Annotated in this window: 19 protein-coding genes; 3 read left to right on the top strand and 16 right to left on the bottom strand. The window is 56.6% G+C overall.

Annotation, left to right across the window (positions count from 1 at the left end; all coding sequences use genetic code 11):
- Positions 1-5: 5 nt before the first annotated feature.
- From ACFOWX_RS12460 to ACFOWX_RS12430, 7 genes are all read right to left on the bottom strand, one after another.
- Positions 6-2267 (bottom strand): xanthine dehydrogenase family protein molybdopterin-binding subunit, encoded by a 2262-nt coding sequence (locus tag ACFOWX_RS12460; RefSeq protein ID WP_381424587.1) that lies wholly within the window; start codon positions 2265-2267, stop codon positions 6-8.
- Positions 2264-2749, bottom strand: a complete 486-nt coding sequence (locus ACFOWX_RS12455) for a (2Fe-2S)-binding protein (protein ID WP_381424585.1) — start codon at positions 2747-2749, stop codon at positions 2264-2266. The genes ACFOWX_RS12460 and ACFOWX_RS12455 overlap by 4 nt, the downstream gene beginning before the upstream one ends.
- 96 nt (positions 2750-2845) lie before the next feature.
- Complete coding sequence (locus ACFOWX_RS12450; RefSeq protein WP_381424583.1) at positions 2846-3742, bottom strand: HpcH/HpaI aldolase/citrate lyase family protein; 897 nt, start codon at positions 3740-3742, stop codon at positions 2846-2848.
- A 62-nt stretch (positions 3743-3804) separates the two neighbouring features.
- Positions 3805-7131, bottom strand: a complete 3327-nt coding sequence (locus ACFOWX_RS12445) for an error-prone DNA polymerase (protein WP_381424581.1) — start codon at positions 7129-7131, stop codon at positions 3805-3807.
- Positions 7128-8711, bottom strand: a complete 1584-nt coding sequence (locus ACFOWX_RS12440) for a Y-family DNA polymerase (RefSeq protein WP_381424579.1) — start codon at positions 8709-8711, stop codon at positions 7128-7130. Before ACFOWX_RS12440 ends, ACFOWX_RS12445 begins: the two co-directional genes overlap by 4 nt.
- Positions 8614-9507, bottom strand: a complete 894-nt coding sequence (locus ACFOWX_RS12435) for an ImuA family protein (protein WP_381424576.1) — start codon at positions 9505-9507, stop codon at positions 8614-8616. Before ACFOWX_RS12435 ends, ACFOWX_RS12440 begins: the two co-directional genes overlap by 98 nt.
- A gap of 112 nt (positions 9508-9619) precedes the next feature.
- The gene (locus ACFOWX_RS12430; RefSeq protein WP_381424574.1) at positions 9620-10198 is read right to left on the bottom strand and encodes a hypothetical protein; all 579 of its coding nucleotides are present in this window, start codon (positions 10196-10198) and stop codon (positions 9620-9622) included.
- A 316-nt stretch (positions 10199-10514) separates the two neighbouring features.
- Here ACFOWX_RS12430 and ACFOWX_RS12425 point away from each other — a divergent pair, with 316 nt between their 5' ends.
- On the top strand, positions 10515-13625 hold the full coding sequence (locus ACFOWX_RS12425; protein WP_381424572.1) for a glycoside hydrolase family 2 TIM barrel-domain containing protein: 3111 nt from the start codon (positions 10515-10517) through the stop codon (positions 13623-13625).
- Here ACFOWX_RS12425 and ACFOWX_RS12420 read toward each other — a convergent pair.
- The 7 genes from ACFOWX_RS12420 to ACFOWX_RS12390 are packed head-to-tail and all read right to left on the bottom strand — an operon-like array spanning position 13592 to position 22992.
- Positions 13592-15007 carry an AMP-binding protein gene (locus ACFOWX_RS12420; protein WP_381424570.1) on the bottom strand — a complete coding sequence of 472 codons (1416 nt, stop codon included), beginning with the start codon at positions 15005-15007 and terminating at the stop codon, positions 13592-13594. The two genes, ACFOWX_RS12425 and ACFOWX_RS12420, sit on opposite strands and share 34 nt — an antisense overlap.
- Positions 15008-15017: 10 nt before the next feature.
- Positions 15018-15863, bottom strand: coding sequence for a hypothetical protein (locus ACFOWX_RS12415; RefSeq protein ID WP_381424568.1), 846 nt, complete (start codon positions 15861-15863; stop codon positions 15018-15020).
- Positions 15860-17200, bottom strand: a complete 1341-nt coding sequence (locus ACFOWX_RS12410) for a diacylglycerol/polyprenol kinase family protein (RefSeq protein WP_381424566.1) — start codon at positions 17198-17200, stop codon at positions 15860-15862. Before ACFOWX_RS12410 ends, ACFOWX_RS12415 begins: the two co-directional genes overlap by 4 nt.
- Positions 17197-18330, bottom strand: coding sequence for a DUF3419 family protein (locus ACFOWX_RS12405; RefSeq protein WP_381424564.1), 1134 nt, complete (start codon positions 18328-18330; stop codon positions 17197-17199). Before ACFOWX_RS12405 ends, ACFOWX_RS12410 begins: the two co-directional genes overlap by 4 nt.
- A complete protein-coding gene (locus ACFOWX_RS12400; protein WP_381424563.1) occupies positions 18327-20756 on the bottom strand; it encodes a PEP/pyruvate-binding domain-containing protein in 2430 nt (809 codons plus the stop codon). Before ACFOWX_RS12400 ends, ACFOWX_RS12405 begins: the two co-directional genes overlap by 4 nt.
- Before the next feature lie 11 nt (positions 20757-20767).
- Positions 20768-21715 (bottom strand): UbiA family prenyltransferase, encoded by a 948-nt coding sequence (locus tag ACFOWX_RS12395; RefSeq protein ID WP_381424561.1) that lies wholly within the window; start codon positions 21713-21715, stop codon positions 20768-20770.
- Complete coding sequence (locus ACFOWX_RS12390) at positions 21715-22992, bottom strand: hydroxymethylglutaryl-CoA reductase (protein WP_381424559.1); 1278 nt, start codon at positions 22990-22992, stop codon at positions 21715-21717. Before ACFOWX_RS12390 ends, ACFOWX_RS12395 begins: the two co-directional genes overlap by 1 nt.
- 131 nt (positions 22993-23123) lie before the next feature.
- Here ACFOWX_RS12390 and ACFOWX_RS12385 point away from each other — a divergent pair, with 131 nt between their 5' ends.
- Both ACFOWX_RS12385 and ACFOWX_RS12380 read left to right on the top strand, forming a co-directional pair.
- Entirely contained in the window at positions 23124-24242 is a 1119-nt protein-coding gene (locus tag ACFOWX_RS12385) for a sulfotransferase family protein (protein ID WP_381424558.1), read from the top strand.
- A 2-nt stretch (positions 24243-24244) separates the two neighbouring features.
- Positions 24245-25546 carry a cytochrome P450 gene (locus ACFOWX_RS12380; RefSeq protein ID WP_381424556.1) on the top strand — a complete coding sequence of 434 codons (1302 nt, stop codon included), beginning with the start codon at positions 24245-24247 and terminating at the stop codon, positions 25544-25546.
- Positions 25547-25562: 16 nt separating this feature from the next.
- On the opposite strand, the gene ACFOWX_RS12375 is transcribed toward ACFOWX_RS12380, so the two are convergent.
- Entirely contained in the window at positions 25563-26225 is a 663-nt protein-coding gene (locus ACFOWX_RS12375) for a hypothetical protein (protein WP_381424553.1), read from the bottom strand.
- Positions 26226-26361: 136 nt separating this feature from the next.
- Positions 26362-26898 (bottom strand): hypothetical protein, encoded by a 537-nt coding sequence (locus ACFOWX_RS12370; protein WP_381424551.1) that lies wholly within the window; start codon positions 26896-26898, stop codon positions 26362-26364.
- Positions 26899-26910 lie beyond the last annotated feature (12 nt).

The raw sequence follows: 26910 nt of genomic DNA, 5'->3' as shown, positions 1-26910 counted from the left end.
CCTTCTCATGCGAAATGCTTTGCAATCGGCAGCTGATATATCCGTTTGCCGCCTGCGGCCCGGATCGCATTGGTAACGGCAGGTGCAACCGGCGGCAGGCCGGGTTCACCCGCGCCGCCGGGACGATCCGGATCGCCGTTGATGATCTCCACTATGATCTGCGGCGCTTCATTGATGCGCAGCATTTGGTAATCGTGGAAATTGCTTTGCTGAACCGCGCCATCCTTCACAGTAATTTCGCCATAAAGCGCGGCGCTCAGACCATCTATCACGGCGCTCTCCATCTGGGCTTTTACGCCGCCGGGGTTCATGGCAAAACCCACATCGGCGCAGCAAAATACTTTTGTTACCCTAGGTTTAACGCTGGTTAAATCGACCTCTGCCACCTCGGCAACTATCGAACCAAAGGAGGCGGCGATGGCAATGCCGCGGCCATGCCCGGCAGGCAGCGGCTTGCCCCAACCCGCCATTTCGGCAGCTTTGTTGAGCACCGCCAGATGGCGCGGCGCATTTTGCAGCAGCATCCGCCGCATTTCCAGCGGGTCTTTACCTGCCGCCTCCGAAACTTCGTCCAGAAAGCTTTCAATGAACCAGCTATGCTGGCTATGATCGACCGAGCGCCACGGACCAAAACGCAAATGCATAGGGACGTCCACCTTGCGGATCAGATGATTGTCAATGTCATAATAGGGCATGGTCGGCGCTTCTTTGGGATCGAATGAATGCGTGTGGATATTATTCCAACTTATCAATTTGCCATTCGCGTCGATCCCGGCTTCAAACCGGCTAATGGCAGACGGGCGGTAATGATCTTGCGCTGTATCTTCTTCGCGTGACCAGATCATTTTGACTGGATAACCCGCTGCCTTGGCGAGCCGTGCTGCCATTACGGGGACGTCGCTATCGCTGCGCCGCCCAAATCCGCCGCCGAGATAGGCGTTATGCACGGTTACGTTATCTTCGCCAATGCCAATGGCCGCTGCGACATCGCGGCGGACGCCAAGCGGATTTTGCGTGCCCACCCACAGGTCGCAGCGCCCATCCTTCACCCGCGCGGTGCAATTCATCGGCTCCATCGTTGCATGGGCCAGAAAGGGGGCCTGATATTCGGCTTTCACCTTTTTTGCGGCGCTCGCAAATGCAGCGGCGGCATCGCCTTTTTCGCTTTCGACATCGCCGCCATCTGCGCCTGCTGCGTCCAATGCTTTGGCATAAGCCGCAAATATGGCCGTTTGATCGGCGCTATCGCCTTCGGTCTTGGAATAGGCGGCGGTGATGGTGCCCAACGCTTGCTGCGCCTGCCAATATCCGTCGGCAATCACCGCTACAAAATCGCCCATATTCAATATTTGCAATATGCCCGGCATCGATTTTGCCGCCGAAGCATCCATTTTTTCCACCCGAGCGCCGGTCACCGGCGGCGCTTTGACGGCGGCATATTTCATGCCGTCCACTTTGGCATCTATGCCGAATATCGCGCTTCCATCGACCTTGGCCGGAATATCTTTGCGCGCAATGGCTTTACCCATCAGCCGATATTGATCGGGTGTCTTACGCGGCGGTTTCACCGGCATATCTTGTAGAGCGGCGGCGGCGGCAAATTCGCCATAGGTCGCTGACTTGCCGGAAGCCGTGTGGGTCAGCATGGATTTGGCGGTGGATATTTCCGCTGCTGGCACACCCCATTTTTCGGCTGCTGCGGCGATCAACATTTGCCGAGCCGCTGCGCCAGCGGTTCGCAAGCTGCGGTTGCCCGCGCCCCGTATCGAAAAACTGCCACCGGTAAAACCAATCGACATCATGTCGGCAAGCTTCAGGAAAGTGCCCTGAACCGTGGGTTCCAAAATATTCGGCACCTCCAATTCGGGGACCAGAAATTCGCGGCCGATGTCTGCCCCGGCATAAAGCGCGACGCCGGGCGCTTCCATAATTTCAACCTTGTTCCAATCGGCATCCAATTCATCGGCGAGCATCTGGGCTAAGGCCGAATGCGCACCTTGGCCCATTTCGGCATGGGGGACGATGGCGGTTACAATATTGTCTGGGGCGATTTTGACCCAGGCGTTAATCAACGCTTCGCCATCGCCGGTTGCGAGCATCGATTTCAGCTTGCCCGTAGGGTTGCCGGGCCGCACCGCAACTCCGACAATCAATGCCCCACCGGTCAGCGCCCCTGCGCCAATAAACGCGCGGCGGGTCCATTTGCCTTTTTTCTTCGGCGGATTTTTTGCGGCGGCTATTTCCGCCTTTTCATCGGTGCCGCTCATGCCGTTTCCTCCGGCTGAGTCGGCGATTCAATACCAGCGGCGACCTTTATGGCGCGGCGAATGCGGCCATACATGCCGCAGCGGCATATATTGCCTGCCATCGCACTGTTGATTTGTTCATCGCTCGGCTGCGGGTTGCGGGATAATAATGCGGCGGCGGACATCAGCTGCCCCGATTGGCAATATCCGCATTGCGGCACTTGTTCGCTTATCCATGCCTGTTGCAGCTTACTCAGGCTGCCATCTGCGCTGGCCAGGCCTTCCACCGTGGTCAATGACCGGCCATCGGCCTGCGATAGGGGCGTGGAGCAGGAGCGGACCGGCTGCCCGTCCAGATGAACGGTGCAAGCGCCGCATTGCGCGATGCCGCACCCGAATTTGGTGCCCGTCATCCCCAAATGTTCGCGCACCACCCATAAAATAGGTGTCGCTGGATCGGCATCAACTTCATGCGCCTTTCCATTGATGTTCAGCGTGACCATATTGCTCTCCTATGCGCGGTGCCGACTTATTTTGCGAAGGCTAGCAAAGCCAGTTTCAAAAACAAACCTAATATAAAGCCTTAATGCCCTGATGCCCTAATTTGCTGCCGCTGCAATGCTATCGGCGATGGCAACTGTGCGTTTGGCTTCTTCCAAATGCAGTAGCTCGGTCATGCGGCCATCCACTTTGATGACGGCTTGCCCTGCATTGGCCGGATCGGCAAAGGCGGCGATGACGGCGCGGGCCTGTGCCACCTCTTCGGCCTCGGGCGAAAATATCCGGTTGCAATGCGCCAGCTGCGCGGGGTGGATGGCGGTTTTGCCATCATATCCCATCATTCGGCCCTGCGCGCATTCTGCTTCTAACCCGTCTAGATCGCCAATGTCGTTAAACACGCCGTCAATCGCAGCTAAACCAAACGCGCGGGCCGCCATAACGGTCATGTGCAGCGCGGTGAGGAAGGGGGCGCGGCCGGGCACCGATGTTGCCCGCATTTCTTTGGCCAGGTCATTGGTGCCAACGACAAAAGCGGACAGGCGGCTGCTGCGCGATGCAGCGGCGATTTCGGTAATGTTTAAGATGGCGGCCGGCATTTCGATCATCACCCAAAGCGGCAGATCGGACGCTGCCCCAGCGGCAGTCATGGCGCTGTCAATGGCGGCAATATCAGCGGCGCTGGTAACTTTTGGGGCAAGCACCGCGCCCACGCCTGATGCAACAGCGGCGCGTAAATCATTCTGACCCCAGATGCTATCGGGCGCGTTGATGCGGATGACGGTTTCGCGCGCGCCAAATTTTCGAGCGGATATCGCGTCGCAGGCGGCCTGACGTGCGCTATCCTTGGCATCGGGGGCGACGGCATCCTCCAGATCGAGGATGATGACATCCGCATCCACGCTTGCCGCCTTGGCCATCGCGCGTTCGTTTGATGCGGGCATATAGAGGCACGAACGGCGCGGACGATGCGGCGGCGGATTTGATATTTGGGTCATGCGCCAAACCCTATCAAGCTTTACAGGTCGCGGCCAGTGGGTTCATGGCATATGGCCTGACCCTAATGAAAATCCCGGGATTTTGGTAATATGCGCACATTTCGGGGATGACCGGCGCGGGGAAATGCCGTTTGGATTCGGGAGCGGTTATCCCCTTGCGTTCGGGCCGATTGCCGGTCCTCCTGACGGTAAACCGGGCGTTTGACTTCATCGGCATGGGCCATGGGCATCGGCAGATTTTCCTGCGCAGCAACGCCGTGAAGCATGGCGGTGCAATCTTCGACCCGGCTGACCATCAAATGGGTCACGCCCTCGCGGCTATGCTGCACCTCGCCCGATGCGACCATCAACCGCGCGGCCATAACCGGGCGCCGCATCCGTTCAAACAGGCGCGCCCATAACAGCAAATTGGCCACCCCGCTTTCATCCTCCAATGTGATGAAAATCGCATTGCCCTTTCCCGGCCGCTGCCGGATCAGGACCACGCCGGCAACTTTGGCAAAGCTACCATTTTTTGCTTTGGCAAGTTCGGCGCAGCTTAAAATGCCTTGGCGCCGCAGATCATCCCGCAGAAATTCCATTGGGTGGCCGGTGAGCGACAATTTGATGCTTTGATAATCGCTGACCACATTTTCCGCTTTGGTCATAATGGGTAGCCGGGCGTCGGCTTCTTCGGCCAATTCGCGGGCATTGGCCGCTTCGAATAAGGGCAATATATCCGCTTGTACCCGCCGCGCCTCCCACAATGCCTGCCGCCGGTTCAATCCGATGGAGCGGCAGGCATCGGCATCGGCCAGCAGCCGGAGCGCGCGCTGCGGCAGTTTCGCCTTATGCGCCAGCTGCTCCATGCTATCAAATGGCCGCGCTGCCAAAATGCGCTGCGCCCATAGGGTGCGAAAACCGTCAATCTGCCGCAACCCGATGCGCAGCGCGTGGAGATGCGGGCCGGTTTCGGCAGGTTCCAGGCTATTGTCCCAATCGCTATAGTTGATGTCTATCCCGCGTATCTCAACATCATGGTCGCGGGCATCGCGCACAATTTGCGCTGGGGCATAAAAACCCATGGGCTGAGAATTGAGCAAGGCAGCGGCAAAGACCGGCGGATGATGGCATTTGATCCACGCGCTGATATAGACAAGGATCGCAAAGGATAGCGCATGGCTTTCGGGGAAACCATAGCTGCCAAAACCCTGAATCTGTTGATAGCAGCGTTCGGCAAAGTCACGTTCATAACCCCGTGCAATCATGCCTTCGACCATTTTTTCCTGAAAATGGTGGATGGTGCCGACATTGCGGAATGTCGCCATGGCGCGGCGCAATTTATTGGCATCGGCGGGGGAAAAATCGGCGGCAACAATGGCAAGCTTCATCGCCTGTTCCTGAAACAGCGGAACGCCAAATGTCTTGCCCAATACCGATTGCAATTCATATGGATCATGCGGCGGTGCAGGTGAAGGTAGCGTAACCGGTTCCACCCCCGACCGGCGCCGCAAATAAGGATGCACCATATCGCCTTCTATGGGACCGGGACGCACGATCGCCACCTGTATCACCAGATCGTAAAATTCACGCGGACGCAGGCGGGGCAGCATATTCATCTGCGCCCGGCTTTCGACCTGAAATACCCCGATACTATCGCCCGTGCACAGCATATCATAGGTTGCGCTATCTTCACGCGGGATGCTGACCAGATCATAATCGCCCAGCCGGTGCGCGCGCATTAGGTCAAAGGATTTGCGGATACAGCTGAGCATTCCGAGAGCCAATATATCCACCTTCATCAGGCCGAGCGTATCAATATCATCCTTGTCCCATTCGATGAAAGTGCGCCCGTCCATCGCGGCATGATGCACTGGCACGGTCTCGTCCAGCCGGTCCTGTGTCAGGACAAAGCCGCCGACATGCTGCGACAAATGGCGCGGGAATTTCAATATGGCACGGACCAGATCGGCGAGCCGCGCTATTTCTGGATTGTCCGGGTCCAGCCCGCTTTCGCCATAACGCGCATCGGGCGCTTTGCTTGAATAGCTGCCCCATACGGTGCTTGATAGGCGGGCGGTGATATCTTCGGACAGGCCCAGCGCCTTGCCGACCTCCCGAATGGCGCTGCGTGACCGGTAATGGACCACGGTTGCGGCGATGGCGGCGCGGTGGCGGCCATAGCGTGCATAAATATATTGGATCACCTCTTCGCGCCGTTCATGTTCAAAATCGACGTCAATATCGGGCGGTTCGCGCCGCTCCTCCGATATAAACCGGGAAAAAAGCAGGTCATGCTGCATCGGATCAACCGAGGTAATGCCCAGCACATAGCAAACCGCGCTATTTGCCGCTGACCCCCGGCCTTGGCACAATATTCCCTGACTGCGGGCATATTGGACAATGTCATATACGGTCAAAAAATAGGGCGCATAATCCAGCTTTCCGATCAGGGTCAGCTCTTCGTCTATCTTTGCCGTTAACGCAGCAGGAGCAGCGCCGCCATAGCGGGCATTGGCGGCGTCATGGGCGATTTTACCCAGCCAGCTTTGCGCATCCCATCCCTCTGGCACCGGCTCTTCTGGATAATGATAGCGCAACTCGTCCAAGCTAAAGCGGACCTGAGCAAGCAGATTTTGCGTTTCGGCAATGGCGGCGGGATAGGCGCTGAACAGGCGGGCCATTTCATCGGGCGGTTTCAAATGACGTTCGGCATTGGCCGATAGCAATTTGCCTGCCCTGGTGATGGTGGTTTTTTCGGCGATGCAGGTCAATATATCATGCAAGGGGCGTTGATCCGGGGCGGCGTAAAGCGGATCATTGCTGGCCAATAGCGGCAGGCCCAATGCTCGAGCTGCTGTCGCCAGCCGGGCGATATGCCGTGCGTCCTGTCCCTTGCGGTGCATCGCCGCCCCGATCCATAGCCGCCCTGGCGCAGCGGCGCAAAGCGGGGTCAGCAAACCGCATTGTTCAGGCGTGGCCGCCGCGATCATTAACAGGCCATCCTGATATTCCAGCAAATCGGATAGAAGCAAATGGCACGCTCCTTTTTTGCTGCGCAAATTGCCGGCGGACAATAGCCGGGTGAGCCGCCCCCACGCGGTGCGGCACGTAGGATAGGCGATAATGTCGGGCGTAGCGTCGGCAAAACATAACCGCGCCCCGACGATCAGTTTCAATGGCGGGGGCGTTAATCCTTGCGCCTCCGCTTCTTCCTTTAAGCTGCGCAGACTGGCATGGGCGCGCACTACGCCTGCAACGCTGTTGCGGTCGGCAATGCCAATGCCGGTCATGCCCAATGCCGCGGCCTGCGTCACCATATCGGCAGGCGAAGAGGCGCCATGCAAGAAACTATAATGGGTGGCCGCGCATAATTCGGCATAGGCGGGCGGGTTCCTATCCGCTGTCATGCGAATAGCCCGTGAATATACCAATTGGGGTCGGGTCGTTCGCGGTCATATAGACCGTGCCGGAACAGCCAATAACGCCGCCCGCGCACATCCTCTACCCGGTAATAATCGCGGGTCAGGCCGCCTTTTCCGGCCTTCTGTCCGTCCTTATGCTGCCACCATTGTGATGCAATACGTTCGGGGCCTTCATAACGGGAAATATGATGCAGCCGCCGCCGCCATTTGAAACGGCGCGGCGGGCCATCGGGCACTTCGGCCATCACCTCAATGCGCTGCGGCGGATCGAACATATGTAAGGGCCGCAGCGGAGGTTGCTCCCCTGTGGCGAGTGGCCATTTATAGGGCGGCGGGCTATCGAGCGCGGGCAGGGCGAGCAGGGCTTGTTCGGGAATATGGCTGTCTGCCGGAGCAAAGCGGACAATCCGGCCGCGGCCCAGCCGGGTGCTCAACTGTCCGATAAGCGCGGCTTCATCGCCTTTCTGGTCTTCGCCGCCCTCCAGCTGATATTGCTGCACCGTCATATTTTCGGCAGCGGTGATGGTCAGCCGGATCAGGTCATAACCAAAACCGGGATTGAGCGGATCATCAAGCGCATGGATCCGTTCGCGCAATAAGCGTTTGAACAAGGCCTGATCGCGGGTCGCTGCGCCGGTTTCAATGGTCAGCCGCGCGACATCGCCGTCACACCGGAATAACAGCATCCGGATCATCCGCGCACCTTGCCCGCGCCGTTCCATTTCGCCAGCGGCCTCAGCAAATAATTCCGCCAAACAGGACAGCGCGAAATCCACATGCGTCGATGGTTCGGCAAAGCGGCGCTCGGCCATCACGTTACCCAATCGCCGCAGCGGATTTACCGGTCTATCTTCGCGGCCCAATATCCGGTCCAGTTTCAACCCCAGCTCGCTGCCAAAACGGGCGGCCAAATTGGCGCGGGGCCGCGCGGCTAGATCGCCGATATGATATAGGCCGGCGCGTTCCAATGCGCGGTGGGTTTTGTCATCCATGCCCAGCGCCGCCACCGGCAATTGCGCTTCGGCTCCTTCCCGAAGGCCATAGCGGGCAAGTGCAAGCGCCGCATCACCGGTGCCCGCGATCGCCCATAAAGCCTCAAAACCGGCGCGGTCTAGCCTGTCTTCTACATCTTCGGCCAAGCGGTTTTCGGCCTGTGCCCGCTGCGCCGCTGTATCTATTTTGCCAAAAAAATGGGTGCAGCCGCTAATATCCAATATCAATGCATCGGGCGGCATGGCGGCCGATAGGGGGGTGTAGCGCAAGCAGGCTTCGGCCAGATTGCCAAGCAGCACCGCATCTTCGCGCGGGTCATGGTCAAATGCGCGCAATTCGGGAATCTGCGCCCGCGCATCGGCCAGCTTCATCCCGCGCATTATACCCATATGCGCCGCGTTCCGGTCAGCCGCCATGATCGTGACCGCACCCTTTATCTTGGCGGTCAGGACAAAAGGCTCACCCGGCGGCAGGTCAGGCGCGTTTGCGTATATTTTCGATATGCGTTCCGTTTCCAGAAACGGCAGGAACAGCGCCAATATCCGGCGCGTCCCGAAAAGATTTTTGTTCACTATGCCACTCCAAACGGGCGGACAGCCCCTCCAACCCGCCGCGATGGCGCAGCAGGTCGACGTCAAAAACTGGATAGCCGGGGGCATTGGCCTCCAATGGCTGGGCAGGGGCAGAGGCAATGCGCCAGCGGCTAAAAGCGGCGCTGGCCATCGGTGCGGCATCGATGCGCAAGCAGAAAACCGGAATGCCCGATTTTTGCGCTGACAGCGAAAGCCGCCGCGTCGCCGTCAGGTCCAAACCCTTTGGCCTGGCCCCCGATAATTCGGCAATGACCGCGCAGGGCACATGGCTACGCAGGGCATCGGCGGCGGCGCATAGCAATGCAATACTATCGGGCGCATCGACATATAATATCCGCGCAGGGTCAATACCAAGTTCGGTCAGGCCGGGAGGATATAAATAACCATTTTGCCGGGCATGGCGGCTTTCCCGCGCCCATAATATCGGCCGGTCTGGAGCATTTTGTCGCTTACTGCCTTTGGCTTGTAATGCGGCGCTGGCCCGTTCGGCGCAGAGCAGGGTAAAGGCCGACGCCGCGCCCATATCCTCTGCCTCCGCGCTGTAAATTTCGTGCAGGGCGGCCAGCGGCAGGCCAGCATATCCCGCGCCGCCCGCCATAGCCCGGTCAAATATCGCCGCACCCAAAGTGAAATATTCGCCGCAATCGCGCTGATCCGCAGGCACGGAATCTGCTGCTATATTCCCTATATCCTTTGCCCGCGCCATAGTCCTGAGCGCCGCGATACGTTCGGGCGGAGGCGTTTTTGCAAGAAAGGACGAATCGATAATGTTCATGTTATGTTCTAAATTATAGGATATTCAGAACAGGTCAAGCGGATAGCTTTGCGGGCCATGACCTTTGCCATCATGGCCCGCAAAAATGGGATTAGCTTCCTATTACGGAATCTTATTTTGCGCCGAGATCCAGCACATAAACCTGTCCGATTTCGACAGTCTGTTTCGCGCCGGCCAGTTGGAAACCGACCACCGCGTCTTTCTTGGCAATGTCGCGATTGGCGCGCATCTGGACTTCATGCAGATACCATTCGTTGCCTAGTTTCACATCGGCCTCGCCAAAACCGGGATAGGGTTCTTTATTCTCGTTAATCCGCAGCCGCAAATCACCTTTGCCATCTTCGGTTTCGGCTTTGGTAACCCGCGCCCAAAAGGCAACATTAATGACATGGCCGGTTTTAATATCGCTCATCAACGGGATATTGATGCCCATATCATATTTATTCGCACCTTTTTTGGTCACCTGCATTTGCATGGCAAATTTCCCGGGTGTTTCGGGGGCCTCAACCTGTTTTGGTTTTTTGCTATTGCCATAAAATACCCAGTCAATGACGGTCGGGTCATTGATCAAATCACCGGGCAAAGCATCGTCAATGGCTTGCAATACCGGATTGCTATGCTGTGCGGCGATCAACGGGCTGGATGCCAATAACAATGCGCCCAAGCCCAATAATTTGGTTTTATGTAACATGATTCTTCCCTGTTATTTGCGACTCTTAATTTTGAACAACGCGCTGGGCTTTTTTCGGCCCAGTCGGCTATGGTTAAAGTCTGTGTAGCGCATGAATGCACAGCGGTGCCGCCGCTATTTACACTTGCCTCGTCCCATTTATCTCTATCGTCTTTTTTGCCTGACTATAGGATGAATAAAATGACATCCTTGTCATAACAATGTCAAAATTTTTTTCAGACAGGCATTGCAAAACTGGGCTTTGCAAAACTGCGCTTGATGCCTTTGCAGACACGCCGTATCGCAGCATCCACCGGCATATACTGAAAGCCATTGCATGATGTTACCCTTGCCCATTGAATATCTGACCCGTCCAGAAACGACCGCGATAAACCGGTTGCCTTCCCGTGTGCCGCTGCGTGCCGATGGCGGTAAATTTTGTTTGGACCTAGACGGTATTTGGCGCTTCACCTTGTTGACCAACCCGGATCAGGCCGGTGACGACTGGCACAATGCAGATGGGCAGAGCGACGGTTGGCGCGACATCACTGTGCCCGGTGTATGGACGCGGCAGGGCACATTCGACAAACCGATTTACAGCAACGTGCGGATGCCATTTGCCGACCCACATGAACCGGGCGGCGTGCCGGATCATAATCCCACCGGGCTATATCGCCGTGACTTTACCTGGGACACCGCCTGGGATGGCCGCGACATCATCCTGCATATCGGCGGCTTTGAAAGTATGGCGCTCATCTGGTGCAATGGCAGCTTTATCGGCATGGGCAAGGACAGCCGCCTGCCGTCTGAATTTGACCTGACACCGCATATGCAGGCGGGAATAAACAAGTTGGCGATCATGGTGGTGAAATGGTCAGATGCCACATGGATTGAGGATCAGGACCATTGGCGGCATGGCGGCCTGCATCGCAGCATCCATATTGAAGCGCGGGCCAAGACGCGGATCGATGACCTGACCGTTATCGCGGATTATGACCCCGCTACCGGCCAAGGCGCACTATCCATTCGGGCAAAGGTGACCGGGGCGTTTGAAGGATATCAGGTGCAGGCGCGGCTTTATGATGCGCAGGGTAATCTGGCCGCCACCATGGCCGCCGTGCCGCCCGCCACATTTGCCCATGATGGCGGCTTGATGGAGCAGCTGCTGACCACCTATAGCTATCCAGGGCATGAGGCGCAGCTGAATGCGGTGGTTGATGATGCCGCGCTCTGGTCCGCCGAAAATCCGGCGCGTTACCGGCTGGTGACAGAGTTAGTAGATACCGCTGGCACGGTTGCCGAAAGCCATGAAAGCTGGACCGGGTTTCGCCGGATTGAGGTAAAAGACCGCCGCCTGCTGATCAACGGGCGGCCTGTCATCATCATTGGCGTTAACCGCCACGATCATCATGAAGTCAATGGCAAGACCTGCAGCATAGAGGATATGCGCGCCGATTTGGTGATGATGAAACGGCATAATATCAATGCCGTGCGCACCGCTCATTATCCCAATGACCATAGGTTGCTCGATCTGGCGGATGAGCTTGGCCTATATGTGATTGGGGAGGCGAATGTCGAATGTCATGCCCGCGCCCGGGCCGTGGCCAATGATCCGCGCTATCAATGGCCGATCATGGAACGGACGCAGCGGATGATTATGCGTGACCGTAACCATCCCGCGATCATCGGCTGGTCATTGGGTAATGAGGCAGGGCACGGTCCAGCGCATGACGGGGCGGCAGCGCTGGCCCGCAGGCTCGACCAGAGCCGCTTTGTGCAATATGAAGGGGCGGTCATGGACCGCTTCATTTCCTTTTGGAGCGACCCGGGCAGCCTGTCGCGTCAGGCGCCGGATCGTAGCGAGCGCAACACCACCGATATTGTCTGCCCGATGTATCCGCCCATTGACCTGATCGTAAATTGGGCGCGGTGGGCCGAGGAGACGAAGCTCGATGACCGGCCGCTGATCATGTGTGAATATTCGCACGCGATGGGCAACAGCAACGGTTCGATCACCGAATATGTCGATGCATTCTTCGCCGAGCCTGCATTGGGCGGCGGGTTTATTTGGGAATGGCGCGACCACGGGCTTGCCGAAACCGATAGCGAGGGCCGCTTTTACTGGGGCTATGGTGGGCATTTTGGCGAAGAGCGGCATGACGGCAATTTCTGCTGCGATGGGCTGGTCGGGCCTGACCTGACCCCGCATCCGGGACTGCGCGAATATATGTGGGCGGCGCGGCCGGTGACTGCCAAATGGCTCGGCGCGGGGCAAGTGCGGCTTCATAACCGTCAGAATTTCACCTCGACCGCGGGCATGGCGTTGACATGGTCGGTGCAAAAGGACGGCGAAACGGTCGAACGCGGAGAGATGGATTGCGATATAGCGCCCGGCGCTACCGCTGATATCACTGTCCCGATGCAGACGGTTCCAGATCAGCAGAATGAATATCATCTGACGGTGCAATGGCAGTTGAAGCAAGACAATAGCTGGGCCGAGGCCGGGCATATGTTGGCATGGGAACAGATGGCGATTTCGGATTTTGCCTTTGCGCCGCCGCCCATGCCGCTGCCTGCTATTTCCGTTTCCCATGATCTGGCTGGAAAGAAGATTACGGCAGGAGCGATCACAGTGACGCTCGATAACCGCGGCATGATCGGCGCAGTGACGCTGGCGGGAGAGCCGGTCATCGAAGGCGATGTGACCGCCTGCCTATACCGCGCGCCGACTGACAATGATGGGATACAAACACTGGAAGAAGGGGTGATGCCCAGCCGCTTAACCGAATGGCAGCAGTGGGGTCTGGACCGGCTGACTATGCAGGACGCATGGAGCCAAATGGCGCATACCGACGGCGAGACGCAGCTTTTGTTTGAACGCCACTGGGCGCATGAGAATGGACCGAAAGCTATTCACCGGTCGCGTTGGATATTGGCAGGGGACAGCGCCCGGGTTGACGAAGAAATTATCCTGCCCGGTGAATGGAAAGACAATCCCCGCGCCGGTATCCGTTTTACGGTTCCAGCAGGTTTTGAACAATTATCATGGACCGGTCTTGGTCCTGACGAAAGCTATAATGACCGGCATGGGGCGCAGCTACTGGGCCGATGGAGTAGCAGCATAGACGCGCAATATCATCCCTACTGCCTGCCGCAGGAACATGGCGCGCATCATGCCACGCGGGCCTTTACGCTGCGCAGGGAGGATGGAATGGGCCTAGCAATTGGCTTGCCGCGCCCGCTCAGCTTTGCCGCGCGGCATCATCATGATACCGATTTGGCCTGCGCGATGACTCTGGCCGATCTGGTGCGGCGCGATACGGTGGAGGTTCATATCGACGCCGGCTTGCGCGGTATGGGGACGGGAGCTTGCGGCCCCGATATTCTGCCGCCTTACCGTGTCGGGCCGGGTAGCTACCGCTTCAGCTGGTCGTTGAGCGCGGCATAATCAACCTTTGACCGGTGGCGGCGATCCATCGGAATCTCGGCCATCGCGGTGACGATAATATCTCCCAACGCAGCGGCTTTTGCCTGCCAATAGCCGGGGCTCGGTTCTTTGCCGGAAATAGCGAGGGTAGCCGGCTGGCGGCTGGGGATTAACGCTGCGGCCGTTACGCCGTCCCAACTGCGCGCTGCGACCTCCAACTCGAAGGGATAATAGGCGCCCGCCTTTGCCGACCATCGGCCGCGCAGCCACAGCCGCCCTTGCGCATCAAACCGTCCAGCATCGCCGGTGCGGTGCCAGATGTCTCCATCCATCGCGACTTTATTTTCTGCATCGCCGACGCCGTCCAAATAGCCTTTATTGACATGGTCGCCGGTCACGACAATTTCGTCGTCGATAATCCGCACGGCGGTTTCCGGAACCGGCGTTCCAGCTAGCAAGCCGCCCCCATTTTCCATCTCTGCCCAATCCGCAGCGCTCATATCCTCCAGCATCAAATGTGATATTGGTTCGGCCTCGGTTGACCCGTACACCGCCATGATGCGGGTACCGGGCATGGCGGCCATCATCCGGCGCATCAGGTCGGGGAATATCGGCCCGCCGCCGGTGAATATCGCCTGTAATCCGGGACCAGTGTTATGCCTTGCCAATATCTCACAAATTGACGGCGGGACCAGAGCGCGGCTGATATTCTCCCGCGCAATCAAACGGCAAATGGCGGACGCATCGGCGAGGTCATGCTGGCTGAGTTTCCAGTCGGGCAGCACCGATGTCACGCCGCTGCCCAAATTGGCGATGACAAAAACCGGAAAGGCGACAAGGTCAATTTCATTATCTTTGTCCGACGCGAGCATTTGTGAAACGCAATCATTTTGCGCCATCAAAAAGGCGTGGCTGCGCACGATGGCTTTGGGATTGCCGGTCGATCCGCTGGTGAAGGAGATGAGAGCAGGATGGTCGCTCACCACCTGTTCGCATATTGGAGCCCCCGTTCCCATGCCAAGGCGTAGTTTATGTTTCACCCGCCACAAGCCGGGGATAATGATGTTTAAGATACGATAGATACCGGAGGTCAGGACCGCTTGCGGCTCGGCGATGCGCACCGCATGGCGCAGGCCCTTTAACCCCATGGCAGGTTCCGGAAAAACAATCACCGCACCAAGCCGCCACAATCCCGCTATCGCCGCGTACAGATCAATGCCGACTGGCATAGCGAGCAGCACCCGGTCGCCTTTGCGTATACCCTTGCCTTGCCAATAAGCGGCATGCTGCGCCGACCTTTCGGCGAGTTCGCCATAGCTGATCCTTTGTCCATCGCCCGATATGACCGCAATCACATCGCGACGTTTTTCGGCTATATCCAGAAATTTGGAAAGCAGGTTCATATGGAGGCCTTTATAACTTCCGGCCCATCAGCGCATAGCGGCGGAATATGTGAGCGCGGTGCTTCTCGCTCGCCCAGCGGGATTTGTTATCCTCATGCATTAACGCATGGATGACATGAGTGAAGCCCATATCAATCGCGCGGCGGTGATAGCTATCGGCGAGCAAATGGCCGATACCGGGAATGGCGCTGGCATAGGTTTTGAGGATGCAGCTTTTTTCGTCTCCTTGCGCCAGATAATTGGGCGTGCCGAATAAAAAGCCCTGAATGTCCCCTGCCGTATCGCGGGCAAACAGCACATGATCCTTGTTAATGAATGGCAGGAGCGGCGTATAAATGCCAAGGAAGCTTTCGAAATCAATGGGCGTGAAAAACAGATTTTGTGCAAAGCTGCCCGTCGACATTTCAAACAGATATCGGATCAGCTTCTCCCCGTCCTGTCCGTCCCATGCTTCGATATGGATACCCGTTGGCACAGGCACTGGCGTGTCACCTAATGTATCGGTCAGGCGCGCTTTGGCGGACATATAATGCGAAACGGGGGCAAAACCGGCGGCGGTAAAAGCCGTCAGGTCATGGGCGCCGCTGACTGGCTCCATCATGAAAGGCGGTGATCCATCGCTGTCAAAAACAAGGCGGTAGCTATGCCATGTATCGCCGTCGAGCGGCCCCAACAGCGCCTCAAAACCCTCTGCCTTCGCCGCTATGCAAATTTGTTCCAGCAGCGCGCTACCCGCCTGCGATGATCCGAATTTAATGCCGCCAACGGCCGCAGTTTTCGTATCCTGCCATGCTGGACTGCGCCGATAAAATTTGGCCTCGGCATCGCCGGACGATACGGTTTCAAAATCACTCATAACATCACTCCATCAGCAACCAGTAAAATTGTGGGCACCAAAAAGGCAACGCCAAACGCCTTGGGGCTGCGCCAATCGGTGAACCAGCGTGGGCGGATAAAGGCGGCGGCCATGCATAGGCCAATGCTGACCGCTATGGGGGGAATAGCGCCGCCGTACCAAAAGGCATGGGCAGGCGTGAAATAGGCAATGCCCGCGCAAATGCCAAAGAGCAGCGCGGCCACCGGCAACACGGAGATATGCGCCCACCAGGATGCACCGTCCCGCCGGGCAGCCAGCGTTACGAAAATCATCGCGACGCCCGCAAAGCTGAGGTTGAAAAAGGTAATGGTGGTCTGCCCCAATGCTTCGCCGATCAGCAACCAGATCAAACCGCAGGCAGTGCCCGCCGCAAGGAAATCAAGTTCCGGCGTGCGGCTGCGCCCTGGATTATATTTGCGCACATAAATATGCGCCAATATCGCTGCTGCGGGCAGGATAGCGTTAATGCCATTGGTGAAGGTGACGAGCAAAAACAGCATAACCGCATAAGAGCGCACCGCATGTTTGGTCAGGCCAACATATTTTGCACAGTTAACCGCGATCAACACGGCAACAGTGAAGATCGCCGCAATGCCGAGCAATATCTCTGGACCTGTATATAAATGCCGTTCCAACAACAAATGCGCGCCCACCGGCACCAGCAAATTATCCAGCCCGCGCCAGCTATCGGCTTCCAGCGTCGCGCAAAATGCGGCGATTAAGAATGACAGGATGATGACATTCATCCGCCCCGTATCACTCATCAGCAGCAGCAGAATCATGCCGCAAATCCATGTCACCACGAAAAAGGCAATAACGCCTTCGATGCTTTTGGTTCCATCGGGAACCGCAAAACGCATCCGGCCATATGCGGTGCCGATCAGCGCGGATGCCGTGTCAGAAAGCGTCACCACCAACAGCGGCAGGACATATAGCACCGCTTGCCCATCGAGACGGAAAAATAGAAAAGCGACAGACAAAGCGAGATATATTTCGCCATAGGAGGGCCTGTCCACTTGATGCAGCACCGAACCCATACCGCCGCTTGCCCGCGCTTTTTTCCCGCGCAATTTGAACATCACTGCCAATGCGCAGGCGATCAGGATGAAGACCGGCAAAGGGCTGGAGAAGATCAACGGAAAAAATAAAGACGATGCCCCCACCGCAACATGGATAATCTTGCGCTGCAATTCAGGGGCTATGCCAAACCGGCCAGCACAAAAACGCACCGATGCCATCAATCCCAATATCGCGGCAATGACAACAGGGACGAGCGCGATTTCCCATGGATTGATAATCAACCACTTGTCTGTCAAAGCACATCCTCAACCACGAAATCGGAATAGAAAAAGGCTTTGTCCGCTTTTTTCCCTTCCATTTCCAAATCGCTTTGCGGCGCTATCTGAGTTGAAAATTTGGCTGGAACACGGCGCGGTACCATCATATTCCAATAGACCAGCCTAGCGCCCGGATTGGCGGCTTTCACGATGGATCCATAGACGCTTTCGAAAACCGATGCGTCCATATACTCGAAAATATCCGACAGGTTGAAGCCGTCGGCTTTCTCGCCCGTGGTCACAAAGGCTTCCAGCGATCCGCAGCGCAGATCCAGCCGGTCCAGACGGCTGCGTATCGTTTCATAATGCTCGGCGCGCCATGCCAAGGGCAGCGCTTCGCCCTGTATCCCCTTCAATATATAATGGAGATACGGATTGCCAGCTGGGTCCAAATCCACTCCGGCATGATACAGACGGCTGGCAACATGATCGGCGAGCGAACCTTCGACATGGTCAAAAAAGGCCGGATCACGGCCAAGCCGGCCCATGACGAAATTGGAGAAGAAAAATTTGAGCAGCCATTTCCAGCGGATATTATTCCAACGGCTTTCAAAAAACGCCTTGCGCTGCTCATAGGGTTTGGACCGAAATACCTCATCAATCGTGCTGCGCGACTGCGCGAGCGGCAACATCCATTTGCGAAACACCCGGAAATAGCGTTCAAATTTCCCGGTTCCACCCAGCCCGTAAGCGATGACATCATCGCGCCTATGCTGCCAAAATTCTGCGATATCGGCGTCCAATAGAGCCGCCGCGCGGTCCAACAAAATCCCGCGCTGTGCCGATGGCCTTGCTCCCATCAGCTCCAGAAATTCATCATGTGACAGGCTGCGATAGGCGGCGATGCGGATTTGCAGGCAAGCAATTTGGGCCGGTGACAAATCAATCGCTACCAGTTTCGCTGGATCGAGCAGCAGCATGGCAAGCGCATTGTCCCCCGCCGAACATATCGACACCAATGTCTGACCTTGCCGATTGCCCAAGGCGCTGGTCAGTACATCGGCATCCTCCCATAGCTGCGCATAGCGGATCGCATCAAAATTGGCGCGGGCGGCGATTGCGGCCTGTGGGAAGGCTTTCGGGGTAGCTTGCGGCGTGGCAGTGCTCATATTATCCTCCGAACCCGGCCATTGCCGCCGTCCACCTCAATCGTTTCACCATCTTTGATCCAATTCATCGCGTCCTTCATGCCGACAACGCAGGGTATGCCAAGCTCGCGTGCCACAATCGCCGAATGGGACAGCAGGCTGCCGCGCTCCACAACGATGGCCGACGCGTTGGCGAATACCGCAATCCAGCCGGGATCGGTATGGCGAGCGACCAATATGTCGCCTTTGGCCAATGCCTGCGTCCTGGGATCGCGGATGATCCGGGCTGTTGCGGTCACTGTTCCGGCGCTGCACCCCGTGCCGCTGCGGATCAATTCATCATTATTGCGGATGACAGGCGCGGGGACCAGCGCGGCCAAGTCAGCAAAAATCGCACCCCTGATTTCAATCCGTTCGTCTGGGTCGGGGCGTTTTGCGGCCTGCGCCATATGCGCACGGCGCAGTTCGATCAGGCCGCGCAAATCGCTATCCAGCCCAAATCCTTCAATCGCGCCCAAAATTTCCTGCACGCTTAGCAGGAAAATATCTTCGCGGTCGGCGATCACCCCCTGCGCAGCAAATTGCGCGCCTATGGTCCGAAACACCAGCCGCGCCCGTCCGAATATCCGTGTGCGTTCAAAGCGCAGATTTTCGCGGTCGCGCACCCGCGCCTTGGCCCAGCGCATTATCACACGCGCAATCATATGCCGCACGGGTTTCCCGCGCAGCAATTGTTTCAGCGCACCGCTTTGATCCGCGCTTTCCTTATGCCCGCCGCCGCCTGCTGCTATAGCGCGGTAGAGCGGGGTAGGATCACGGTCGAGCGTTACCGATTCCAGCTTCAACTCCTCTGTGCAGCGGTCGGCGAATTTTGCCAGATAGGATGCAATTTCAGCGGCTAGTTCAGGATGGGTTGCGATATCCACGCCGCTGCCACTTGCCATTTGTGCCTTTAATTCGGGATGGTCAGACAGCATCGCGCCCATCCGGCGGATACGCTGTGCCGGTTCGGCCGAGATAATGTCGCCTTGACCGATCATAATGTCATTATGCACCTCAAGCCCAAGCGGCCCGCCCCATTTTTCCAGCATTTTGCGCGACCCGCCAAAGGCCATCATGCATAGAAAATCATTGATCAGCGGCGCATCCCACCGGTCAAGTAAATCGGCCTCTATCCGCCGATATTCCTTTGCCAGCCCGGTCAGCGGCATAGCTTCAATCTCGCTGGCGGGAATAGCGAGGGCCGCATTGAGCCGCCTGTAAAAATCTGCCTTGGTCCGGTTCAGGCGAAATGCTTCAAAAGCAAGCTTGAAGCCCGACCGCGTGACCCGCAGCCATTCGGCCCACAATGCCGCGCCTTTTGCAGGCGGCGGGCCAATATTGTCGACCACCTCGGCGGGCAGGGGCTCGCTCACCCCCATCATCGTTTCCATATGGCTGCGGTTGATCGAAAATCCCGGCAGCAGCGCCAGCGCGCGGTACCAATTGACGAGATTATAATAAACCCGGCCATCAATCCGCCCGAGCATATTATCAAATACGGCGGCATTATGGGCGATTTTTGCCTCACCCACTCCCAGCAGCGACAGGAATGCCCGATACACGCGGGCATAGGCATATTGAGCGAAAGAATATGTCAGCGGCGACACCATGCCGGGATAGGATTCAACGATATTGCTATTATCAAAAATGGTCAGTGCGGTGTCCGCATTCACCGGCGGGAGTAAGGGCGTGGTAATGGGACGCGCTTGCAGCAGATAGAGGCGATCTCCTTCAAATGCCCATTCGATATCCTGCGGACCGCCGCAGGCTTGCTGCACCTCTATGGCGAGCTTGTGAAGCGCGCAGATGTCTTGCTGCGACAACACGCCCCTGGTTACATCGCCGTCGATGAGCTTACCGGAATCGCTGATGATATAGGTTTCACCATCCTCCTCGCCGCCGACCAACCGGTCGCCAAGGCCTGCTATTGCTGAGATAACAATGCGGTCGCGCCGTCCCGATACTGGATCGGCGGTGAAGGCGACGCCCGCTGCTCGGGCATCCACCATTTGCTGCACCAATACCGCCGTGCCGCCGCCTTCGCCGGTTAGACCCCTCGTGGCACGGTAACCTTGCACGCTATCTTGCAGCCCGCTTTTATAGACACGCTCGGCAGCGGCGGGGACCTCTTGTGCGGACAGGTTTAGCACAGAAAGAAATTGCCCTGCATGGCTGTGAGCATCGCCGTCCTCTTCCACCGCCGATGACCGGGCGGCATAGGGGCCGGGACCAATTTCAGCCAGCTTGCGTACCAAATCTGAATGAGCATTTTCCGGCAGGACATTTTTTTGGAACAAGGCAGGCGGCAATGTGAAAAATGCCGGTATATCGAAACCAGATGCGACCAGCCGCATTAAGGCAGCGGCCTTTCCGCCAGTTTGTGATATGTCGCAGCTATTGTTCATATCTACAATCATTATGCGGCCACCCAATTTGCCAGTGCGGGCGCAAATCCTGCCACCGCGTAACAGATAAACACCCACAGTCCGGCGATATTCTCAATCGCTTTTTCTCCTGCGCGGCTGGGCGCACGAATGAAGCGCAACGCTGTAATGGTCGCGATAGCGAGCGCGATAAAGCCCAATCCAGATATCAGCAGCGGGGCGCCCACCGCCCATCCCAACGCGCTCAGCAGCAGCCAAGCCGCCGCGCAAATGCCGCACCAGATGTAGGCCGCCCGCTTTGCGCCCCATAATCCCGAATAAGTCTCCACGCCCTCTCGTTCGCTATCCGGAGCCCAGATTTTGCGTCCGATTTCGAGGACGCAGCCATTGGTGAAGCTGAGCGCCAGGAACAGCCATAATCCGGCGGGCGGGCTATTGCCGTGCGGCAACCATTCGGCAGCAGTGATGAACAAATCGATCAGCGGCATAATCGCCATATGGGTGACCAGATAAATAAGCGGTCTTGCCTTGAGCCATTTGGGTGCGAAAAATTCGGCTGTCATCAATGCCAACCACACCCACACCAGCGCCAGTGGAAGCAGTAATAAGGGATAGATATTACCTGCCAGCAGCAGCGCCAAGCCAGCTGCGGCGATAGCGGTAATGATCACAAAGCGGAGCGAGATCAGCCCGCTGGGTATCGGTCGTTCGGGCCGATATGTGCGGTCATCCTCCAAATCTTTCCATTCGTCACAGGCGCGCATTTGGAAAAATAGGATGAATGTCACCGCCCAAACGGACGCAAAAACGGGCCAGCCGGGCAAAGGGCGCCCGCCCAAATGGGCCGATATACTGATACTGGCAGCAGAAAAAACCAGCAGCAATAGACCGGTTTTGAACAGCGGGAAGCGCTCGGCTTGATAAATCCACAGCCGTTCCGCCAAACCCGCCCCTGCCTTTGGGTGCCGCGCGATCTGCATTAACGAAGCCGGGCCAATTTATGATGGGCATGGGTGAAATGACCAGCCGCAATCGCAGCGACAATCGATATTTCGCCGCACATACAGGCGCTGGCAATCACCTCAGCCAAGGCCGGCGCATGGCCAGCTCCTTTTAGGCCCATGATAGCAAGGCCCGCCGATTGGCTGGGTAAACCGGTGCCGCCGCCCACGGTGCCGACCAATATATTGGGCAGGGTGACAGAGAAGAATATGCCCCCGTCGCGGCGTTCCATCCGGGTAAAGCCCACCGAGGATTCGGCCACACAGGCGGCATCCTGACCGGTGGCAATATATATCGCGGCGAGTGCATTGGCATAATGGGCCTGCGCCCCCATTTGCCCGCTTAAGATTGATCCCAATCCGGCAACCCGGCCATATGCCATCATCGCATCAGGATCAGCACGCAGATATTTGCGGATCATATCGTCGGGCAATGTCACACTGGCCGTTACTTTGCGCCCGCGCCCACTGTGCATTCCCAAATAGCTGGCTTTTTTATCGCCCGAAAAATTGGCCTCCACAAACCAATGGAGCGGTTTGATCGGGCAATGTTCGGCGATATAGTTGCACAATGCCTGCGTCGCCACGGTTACCATATTCTGCCCCGCCGCATCGCCCGTGGTGTAACGGCACATCAGGAAAACCAAATCGACATCCATAAATGGCTCTATCTGGATCAATTTGCCATGCCGCGTGGTTGCCTGTGCTGCGGCCTGCAGCGCGTCTTCATTTTCGGCGATCCAATTGATGAAATGTCCGGCTGTCAGCATATCGGGAAATATGAAAGCCGGAGTGCGCAGCACGCCTTCACGCAAGACTGCCGCAGAGACACCGCCGGCCCGGGAACATATTTCCGCTCCGCGCGCATACGACGCCACCAGCGCCGCTTCGGATGTTGCCATGGGCACAAAATAATCGCCTGCCGCGTGCAATCCATTGACGCGTAATGGTCCAATCACGCCCAATGGCAATTTGGTTGTGCCAATATAATTTTCGATATTGGCCGCATATTCGCTCGCCCTTGAGATCGACAGGCTATCGGCCAATTCGCCTTTGTCTGCGTCGCTGACCTGTGTGTCGCCTTGCAGTCTTTGCCAGATAGCCTCTACGCTTTTATCGCTCGCGGATTGCCGGGTCGGCATCCTTTGCGGCGGCGGCGCGTCCGACGGACCCATACGGCCGACAAAGCCATGCTCTGCCAATTGCTGCCGCAGCGATGCGAGCATTCGGTGCACATTATCCGGCAGCAAAGTCATGCAAACACCCTAAACCCCTATTCAAACAACATAGCCAAAGCTACGGATAGAAACTATTGATGAAAAAAGCCTTGTTGCAAAGAAATATATGCCGAGATTTTTCTCAGCCGGTCAAATAGGGGGAGGGTGATATGGCGGATAAGCTGAAACATCGCTGGAGTATTGGTCATAATTATATGACCGGTATCACCTTCGGAGCGTGGATGCGGGTGCTTGCAGAAAATAATTTCCATATATCTGCGCCTTATTGGCACCGCGCTGCTTTCATTAGCTTGACCAGTATGATGAACAGCGTATCCGCTGCGATGGAGAAGGCCCGATATGGCAAAGCCATTGATGCCGTTCAGATCAAACAGCCCCCGCTATTCATCCTTGGCCATTGGCGCAGCGGCACGACATTGCTGCATGACCTGCTGGCTCAGGATGATGCGCAGTTTAATTATGCCAACACCTATCAAGTGGTCAATCCGCTGACTTTCCTTACCACGGAAAATCTGATCACTCGGCTATTTCCGTTTTTGGTGCCGCCGACCCGGCCGATGGACAATATGGCGCTCAAATTCTCCTCGCCGCAGGAGGATGAATTTGCGCCGCTTTTGATGACGCTGAAATCGCTTTATTTAGGCACCAGTTTCCCAAGGCGGGAGGCGGAATATGAAAAATATCTGACCTTCCGTGATGCGAAGCGGGAGGAAGTGGAGGCCTGGAAAGCCGCGCTATATTATTTCTGTCAGAAATTGGCGTTGAATGATGACCGGGCGTTGCTGCTCAAATCACCGCCGCATACTGCGCGGATCCGCACAATATTGGAGGTGTTCCCAGACGCCCGCTTTGTTCATATTCACCGCGACCCCTACCGTGTGTTTCAGTCGCAGCGGCATTTTTTCGACACCGCCGGATGGTATACCTATCTCCAAAGGCCGAATTTGCCAGGCATTGATGAAGGCATATTGCAGCGCCAAGTGAATATGTATGATGCCTATTTCGAAGATTTGCCGTTAATCCCCAAAGGGCATTTTTGTGAGCTGCGTTTTGACGAGCTGGAAGCTGATCCTGTAGCGCAGATGAAATCGGTTTACGAGCAATTGGCATTGCCGGGTTATGGCGAATATCAACCCAAGTTACGCCGTTATTTGGATGGCATTAAAGGCTATCAGAAAAATGACTTTCTGCGCCTGACCGAGGATGAAAAGGCGATGGTTTATGACCGCTGGCGGCGCAGCTTTGACCATTGGGGTTATCCGCAATAGCCATGGCAACCGCTCCGCCTCCTGCCTCCCGCCGAACCGCTCCCGGTCCAAAAGGCGGATTGCTATGGGGTAATTTGCACGCATTTCAGGCCGATGCCACAGGCTTCCTGATGGAAACTGCGAGCCGTTACGGGGATATATCCCGGATGCGGTTTGGGCCGTTCCGGGCCTATTTGCTGAATAGTCCGGAATATATCCACCATGTGCTGGCCAAAAATGCGTCCAACTATGACAAGAAAACACGTAGCGTCGCGCAGATAAAGGAGACGTGCGGCGACAGCCTGTTATCTGCGAATAAACCCGCGTGGCAGCGGCAACGCCGCTTGATTCAGCCAGTATTCCAGCCCAAATATCTGGAAACGATCCTGCCCGCGATTGACGTTGAACTTGACCTGATGCTGGACCGCTGGCGGCAATGCGAACGGGAAGGACGGCCAGTTAACATCGTCGCCGAAATGCTGCATTTGATGATCCGTGCTGCCGCAAAAATGCTATTTTCGAGCAGCGTCGATGCGCGGCGGATCGAAGATGCGCTGGCCATCATATTGGACGATACATGGCGGCGGCTGCAAGCGCCGGTTGATCCTTCCTTCATTTCACCTCATTTTCACCGCCGCTCCTTCAAACGGGCAAAGGCTGAAATTGATAGCGTCATATTGGCCATATTGCGGGAAAGGCGGGACAGCGGCGGCAATCAGGATGATTTGCTCGCCCGGCTTTTGACCGCGCATGAGGCGGAGGGGGATATGCGACTATCCGATGCCGAGCTGCGTGATGCGGCGGTGACGTTGTTGCTCGCTGGCCATGAAACAACCGCCAATGCCTTGTCATGGGCATTTTATTTGATAGCCCGCTCTGCGCCCGGCATCGCGGCCCCCTATTCCCCGGCGCAGATATTTGCCGAAACGCTGCGGCTTTATCCGTCTATCTGGATCATGGAACGGCGCGCGGTTGGCCCTGATCACATTGGCGGTTACCATATTGAGCGCGGATCAATGATGCTAATGTCACCTTATGTGCTGCACCGGCATCCACATTTATGGGACCGGCCGGATGAATTTGACCCTGGCCGTTTTCATGATGATGGCAGCGATAAAGGCGCAAAAGGCCGTTATATACCCTTTGGCATTGGCAAGCATAAATGCGTTGGCCTGCATATGGCTAATATGGTGGCGCACCGTGTCATTCAATCGGTTACACAGTTATTTCAGTTGAAATTATGCGACGGCCAAACCATCACGGCAGAGCCTGGCATTACATTGCAGCATAAACACCCACTCCTAGTAACATTAACCGCTCATTGAAATTGATGGGGCGTTATCATTCTGGGTTATCCTCCGCATCGTTTGAGGCAGGTAGCTGTATCTCCATTATAGGTTGCAGGGGAGTGGTGTCTATCGGACGATAGCGGTCATCCGCCGACGGCATTGCGCTATAACCCTCCGCCGCGCCACTGCTGTCCCCGGCATATCCCGCGCGAAATGCGGCGCAGTCGTTGGAAGCCATATAACCTTTCAGGAAACTGCGGCGTGTGACGCCTGCAAAAACCGCCTCTTGGACTTTACGCCGATGGGCATTGGCACCCGACAGTCTGCGCACGATACCGCGAAAGGGAATGAAGCTACCAAGCAAGTTACCCCCCGCGCGCAACGCGGATTGCGCCACACCTGTTTTCTTCGCGTCCTCGTCGACATCGGGGCCCAATACGGCATTTAGCCGGTCGATTTCAGTGGCAACCATCGAACAGCTATTGAGCCCGTCCATCGAATAGGGATTATCTTGAATCAATAATAAGGCGGGCGGGATATCATCTTTGCTGAGGTTTAAATCATCGAGGGGCTGAACAATTGCTTGGGCTGCTTCCCCTCCAACCGAGCGCTGCTTCTCTCCGGATGTTTGCGCGATTGCCGTTATCGGGATCATCGCAGCCGCAATGGCCAAGGGTAGGCCGAATATATAGCTGCATTTTCTCTCGTTTGGCATAATGACCTTCCCGCATTTTGGGCCCGCATTTGGGCCCGGATCTGGGGAGAAGCATTTCCCAAAGAGCTCGCTCCTCCCCGGCACTTGCTCTTACGACCCAAAGAGCTTCCTGCCTAACCGGATTATAAGTTACGATTTAACTTGTGATGGAGCCGATCTGGCTGCGCTGTTCGGCATCCAATTTTAAAGACCTGCCCTGATCGACATCCGATTGGGCTTTTGCCAATGCAGACTGGGCTTTCGCTTGCTTTTTCTGAGCCTTTTCGAGATCAGCGCGGCCATCCAAGCGGCGGTCATCATGCTTGGCCCATTCGCCCGCGACCTTATCGACTTGGCGTGCCCACCGTGCCGCTTCATCGGCATCGGCGAAATATGGCACCGGCGAGGTCAGTTTCAAAAACTCATCCTTCGCATTATTGCCGATGGCACGGCTATTGTCGCGTTTCGACTGAGCCGCGATCACATCACGATTGGCATCGGCCAATGCTTTTTCGGCTTTTGCTCGCTCCTTTAGCCCCTTCAGCTCCAGCTGACTGCCCTTGTCCCACTGTTTTTGCAGCTTGGCCGTGACAACAATGGCAGGAGCACTCTCGTCCTGCTGAGCGACGGCCAATTGCGGTGTAGCAAAAGCCATTGATGCGGTGATCAATGATAGGATGATTTTCTTGTTCATATAAGGCTCCAT

Source organism: Sphingorhabdus arenilitoris, assembly GCF_042651485.1.
GTDB classification, from domain to species: domain Bacteria; phylum Pseudomonadota; class Alphaproteobacteria; order Sphingomonadales; family Sphingomonadaceae; genus Sphingorhabdus_B; species Sphingorhabdus_B arenilitoris.
The sequence above is the reverse complement of the archived record's forward strand: the minus strand, read 5'-3'. Positions and strand labels throughout refer to the sequence as shown.

What these genes read in the sequence shown, in the direction of transcription:
- ACFOWX_RS12405 (WP_381424564.1), bottom strand. Translation starts at nt 18,330, where the DNA reads ATGAGCACTGCCACGCCGCAAGCTACCCCGAAAGCCTTCCCACAGGCC.
- ACFOWX_RS12395 (WP_381424561.1), bottom strand. Translation starts at nt 21,715, where the DNA reads ATGCAGATCGCGCGGCACCCAAAGGCAGGGGCGGGTTTGGCGGAACGG.
- ACFOWX_RS12450 (WP_381424583.1), bottom strand. Translation starts at nt 3,742, where the DNA reads ATGACCCAAATATCAAATCCGCCGCCGCATCGTCCGCGCCGTTCGTGC.
- ACFOWX_RS12460 (WP_381424587.1), bottom strand. Translation starts at nt 2,267, where the DNA reads ATGAGCGGCACCGATGAAAAGGCGGAAATAGCCGCCGCAAAAAATCCG.
- ACFOWX_RS12420 (WP_381424570.1), bottom strand. Translation starts at nt 15,007, where the DNA reads ATGAACCTGCTTTCCAAATTTCTGGATATAGCCGAAAAACGTCGCGAT.
- ACFOWX_RS12425 (WP_381424572.1), top strand. Translation starts at nt 10,515, where the DNA reads ATGATGTTACCCTTGCCCATTGAATATCTGACCCGTCCAGAAACGACC.
- ACFOWX_RS12370 (WP_381424551.1), bottom strand. Translation starts at nt 26,898, where the DNA reads ATGAACAAGAAAATCATCCTATCATTGATCACCGCATCAATGGCTTTT.
- ACFOWX_RS12390 (WP_381424559.1), bottom strand. Translation starts at nt 22,992, where the DNA reads ATGACTTTGCTGCCGGATAATGTGCACCGAATGCTCGCATCGCTGCGG.
- ACFOWX_RS12400 (WP_381424563.1), bottom strand. Translation starts at nt 20,756, where the DNA reads ATGAACAATAGCTGCGACATATCACAAACTGGCGGAAAGGCCGCTGCC.
- ACFOWX_RS12445 (WP_381424581.1), bottom strand. Translation starts at nt 7,131, where the DNA reads ATGACAGCGGATAGGAACCCGCCCGCCTATGCCGAATTATGCGCGGCC.
- ACFOWX_RS12455 (WP_381424585.1), bottom strand. Translation starts at nt 2,749, where the DNA reads ATGGTCACGCTGAACATCAATGGAAAGGCGCATGAAGTTGATGCCGAT.
- ACFOWX_RS12430 (WP_381424574.1), bottom strand. Translation starts at nt 10,198, where the DNA reads ATGTTACATAAAACCAAATTATTGGGCTTGGGCGCATTGTTATTGGCA.
- ACFOWX_RS12380 (WP_381424556.1), top strand. Translation starts at nt 24,245, where the DNA reads ATGGCAACCGCTCCGCCTCCTGCCTCCCGCCGAACCGCTCCCGGTCCA.
- ACFOWX_RS12375 (WP_381424553.1), bottom strand. Translation starts at nt 26,225, where the DNA reads ATGCCAAACGAGAGAAAATGCAGCTATATATTCGGCCTACCCTTGGCC.
- ACFOWX_RS12415 (WP_381424568.1), bottom strand. Translation starts at nt 15,863, where the DNA reads ATGAGTGATTTTGAAACCGTATCGTCCGGCGATGCCGAGGCCAAATTT.
- ACFOWX_RS12385 (WP_381424558.1), top strand. Translation starts at nt 23,124, where the DNA reads ATGGCGGATAAGCTGAAACATCGCTGGAGTATTGGTCATAATTATATG.
- ACFOWX_RS12435 (WP_381424576.1), bottom strand. Translation starts at nt 9,507, where the DNA reads ATGAACATTATCGATTCGTCCTTTCTTGCAAAAACGCCTCCGCCCGAA.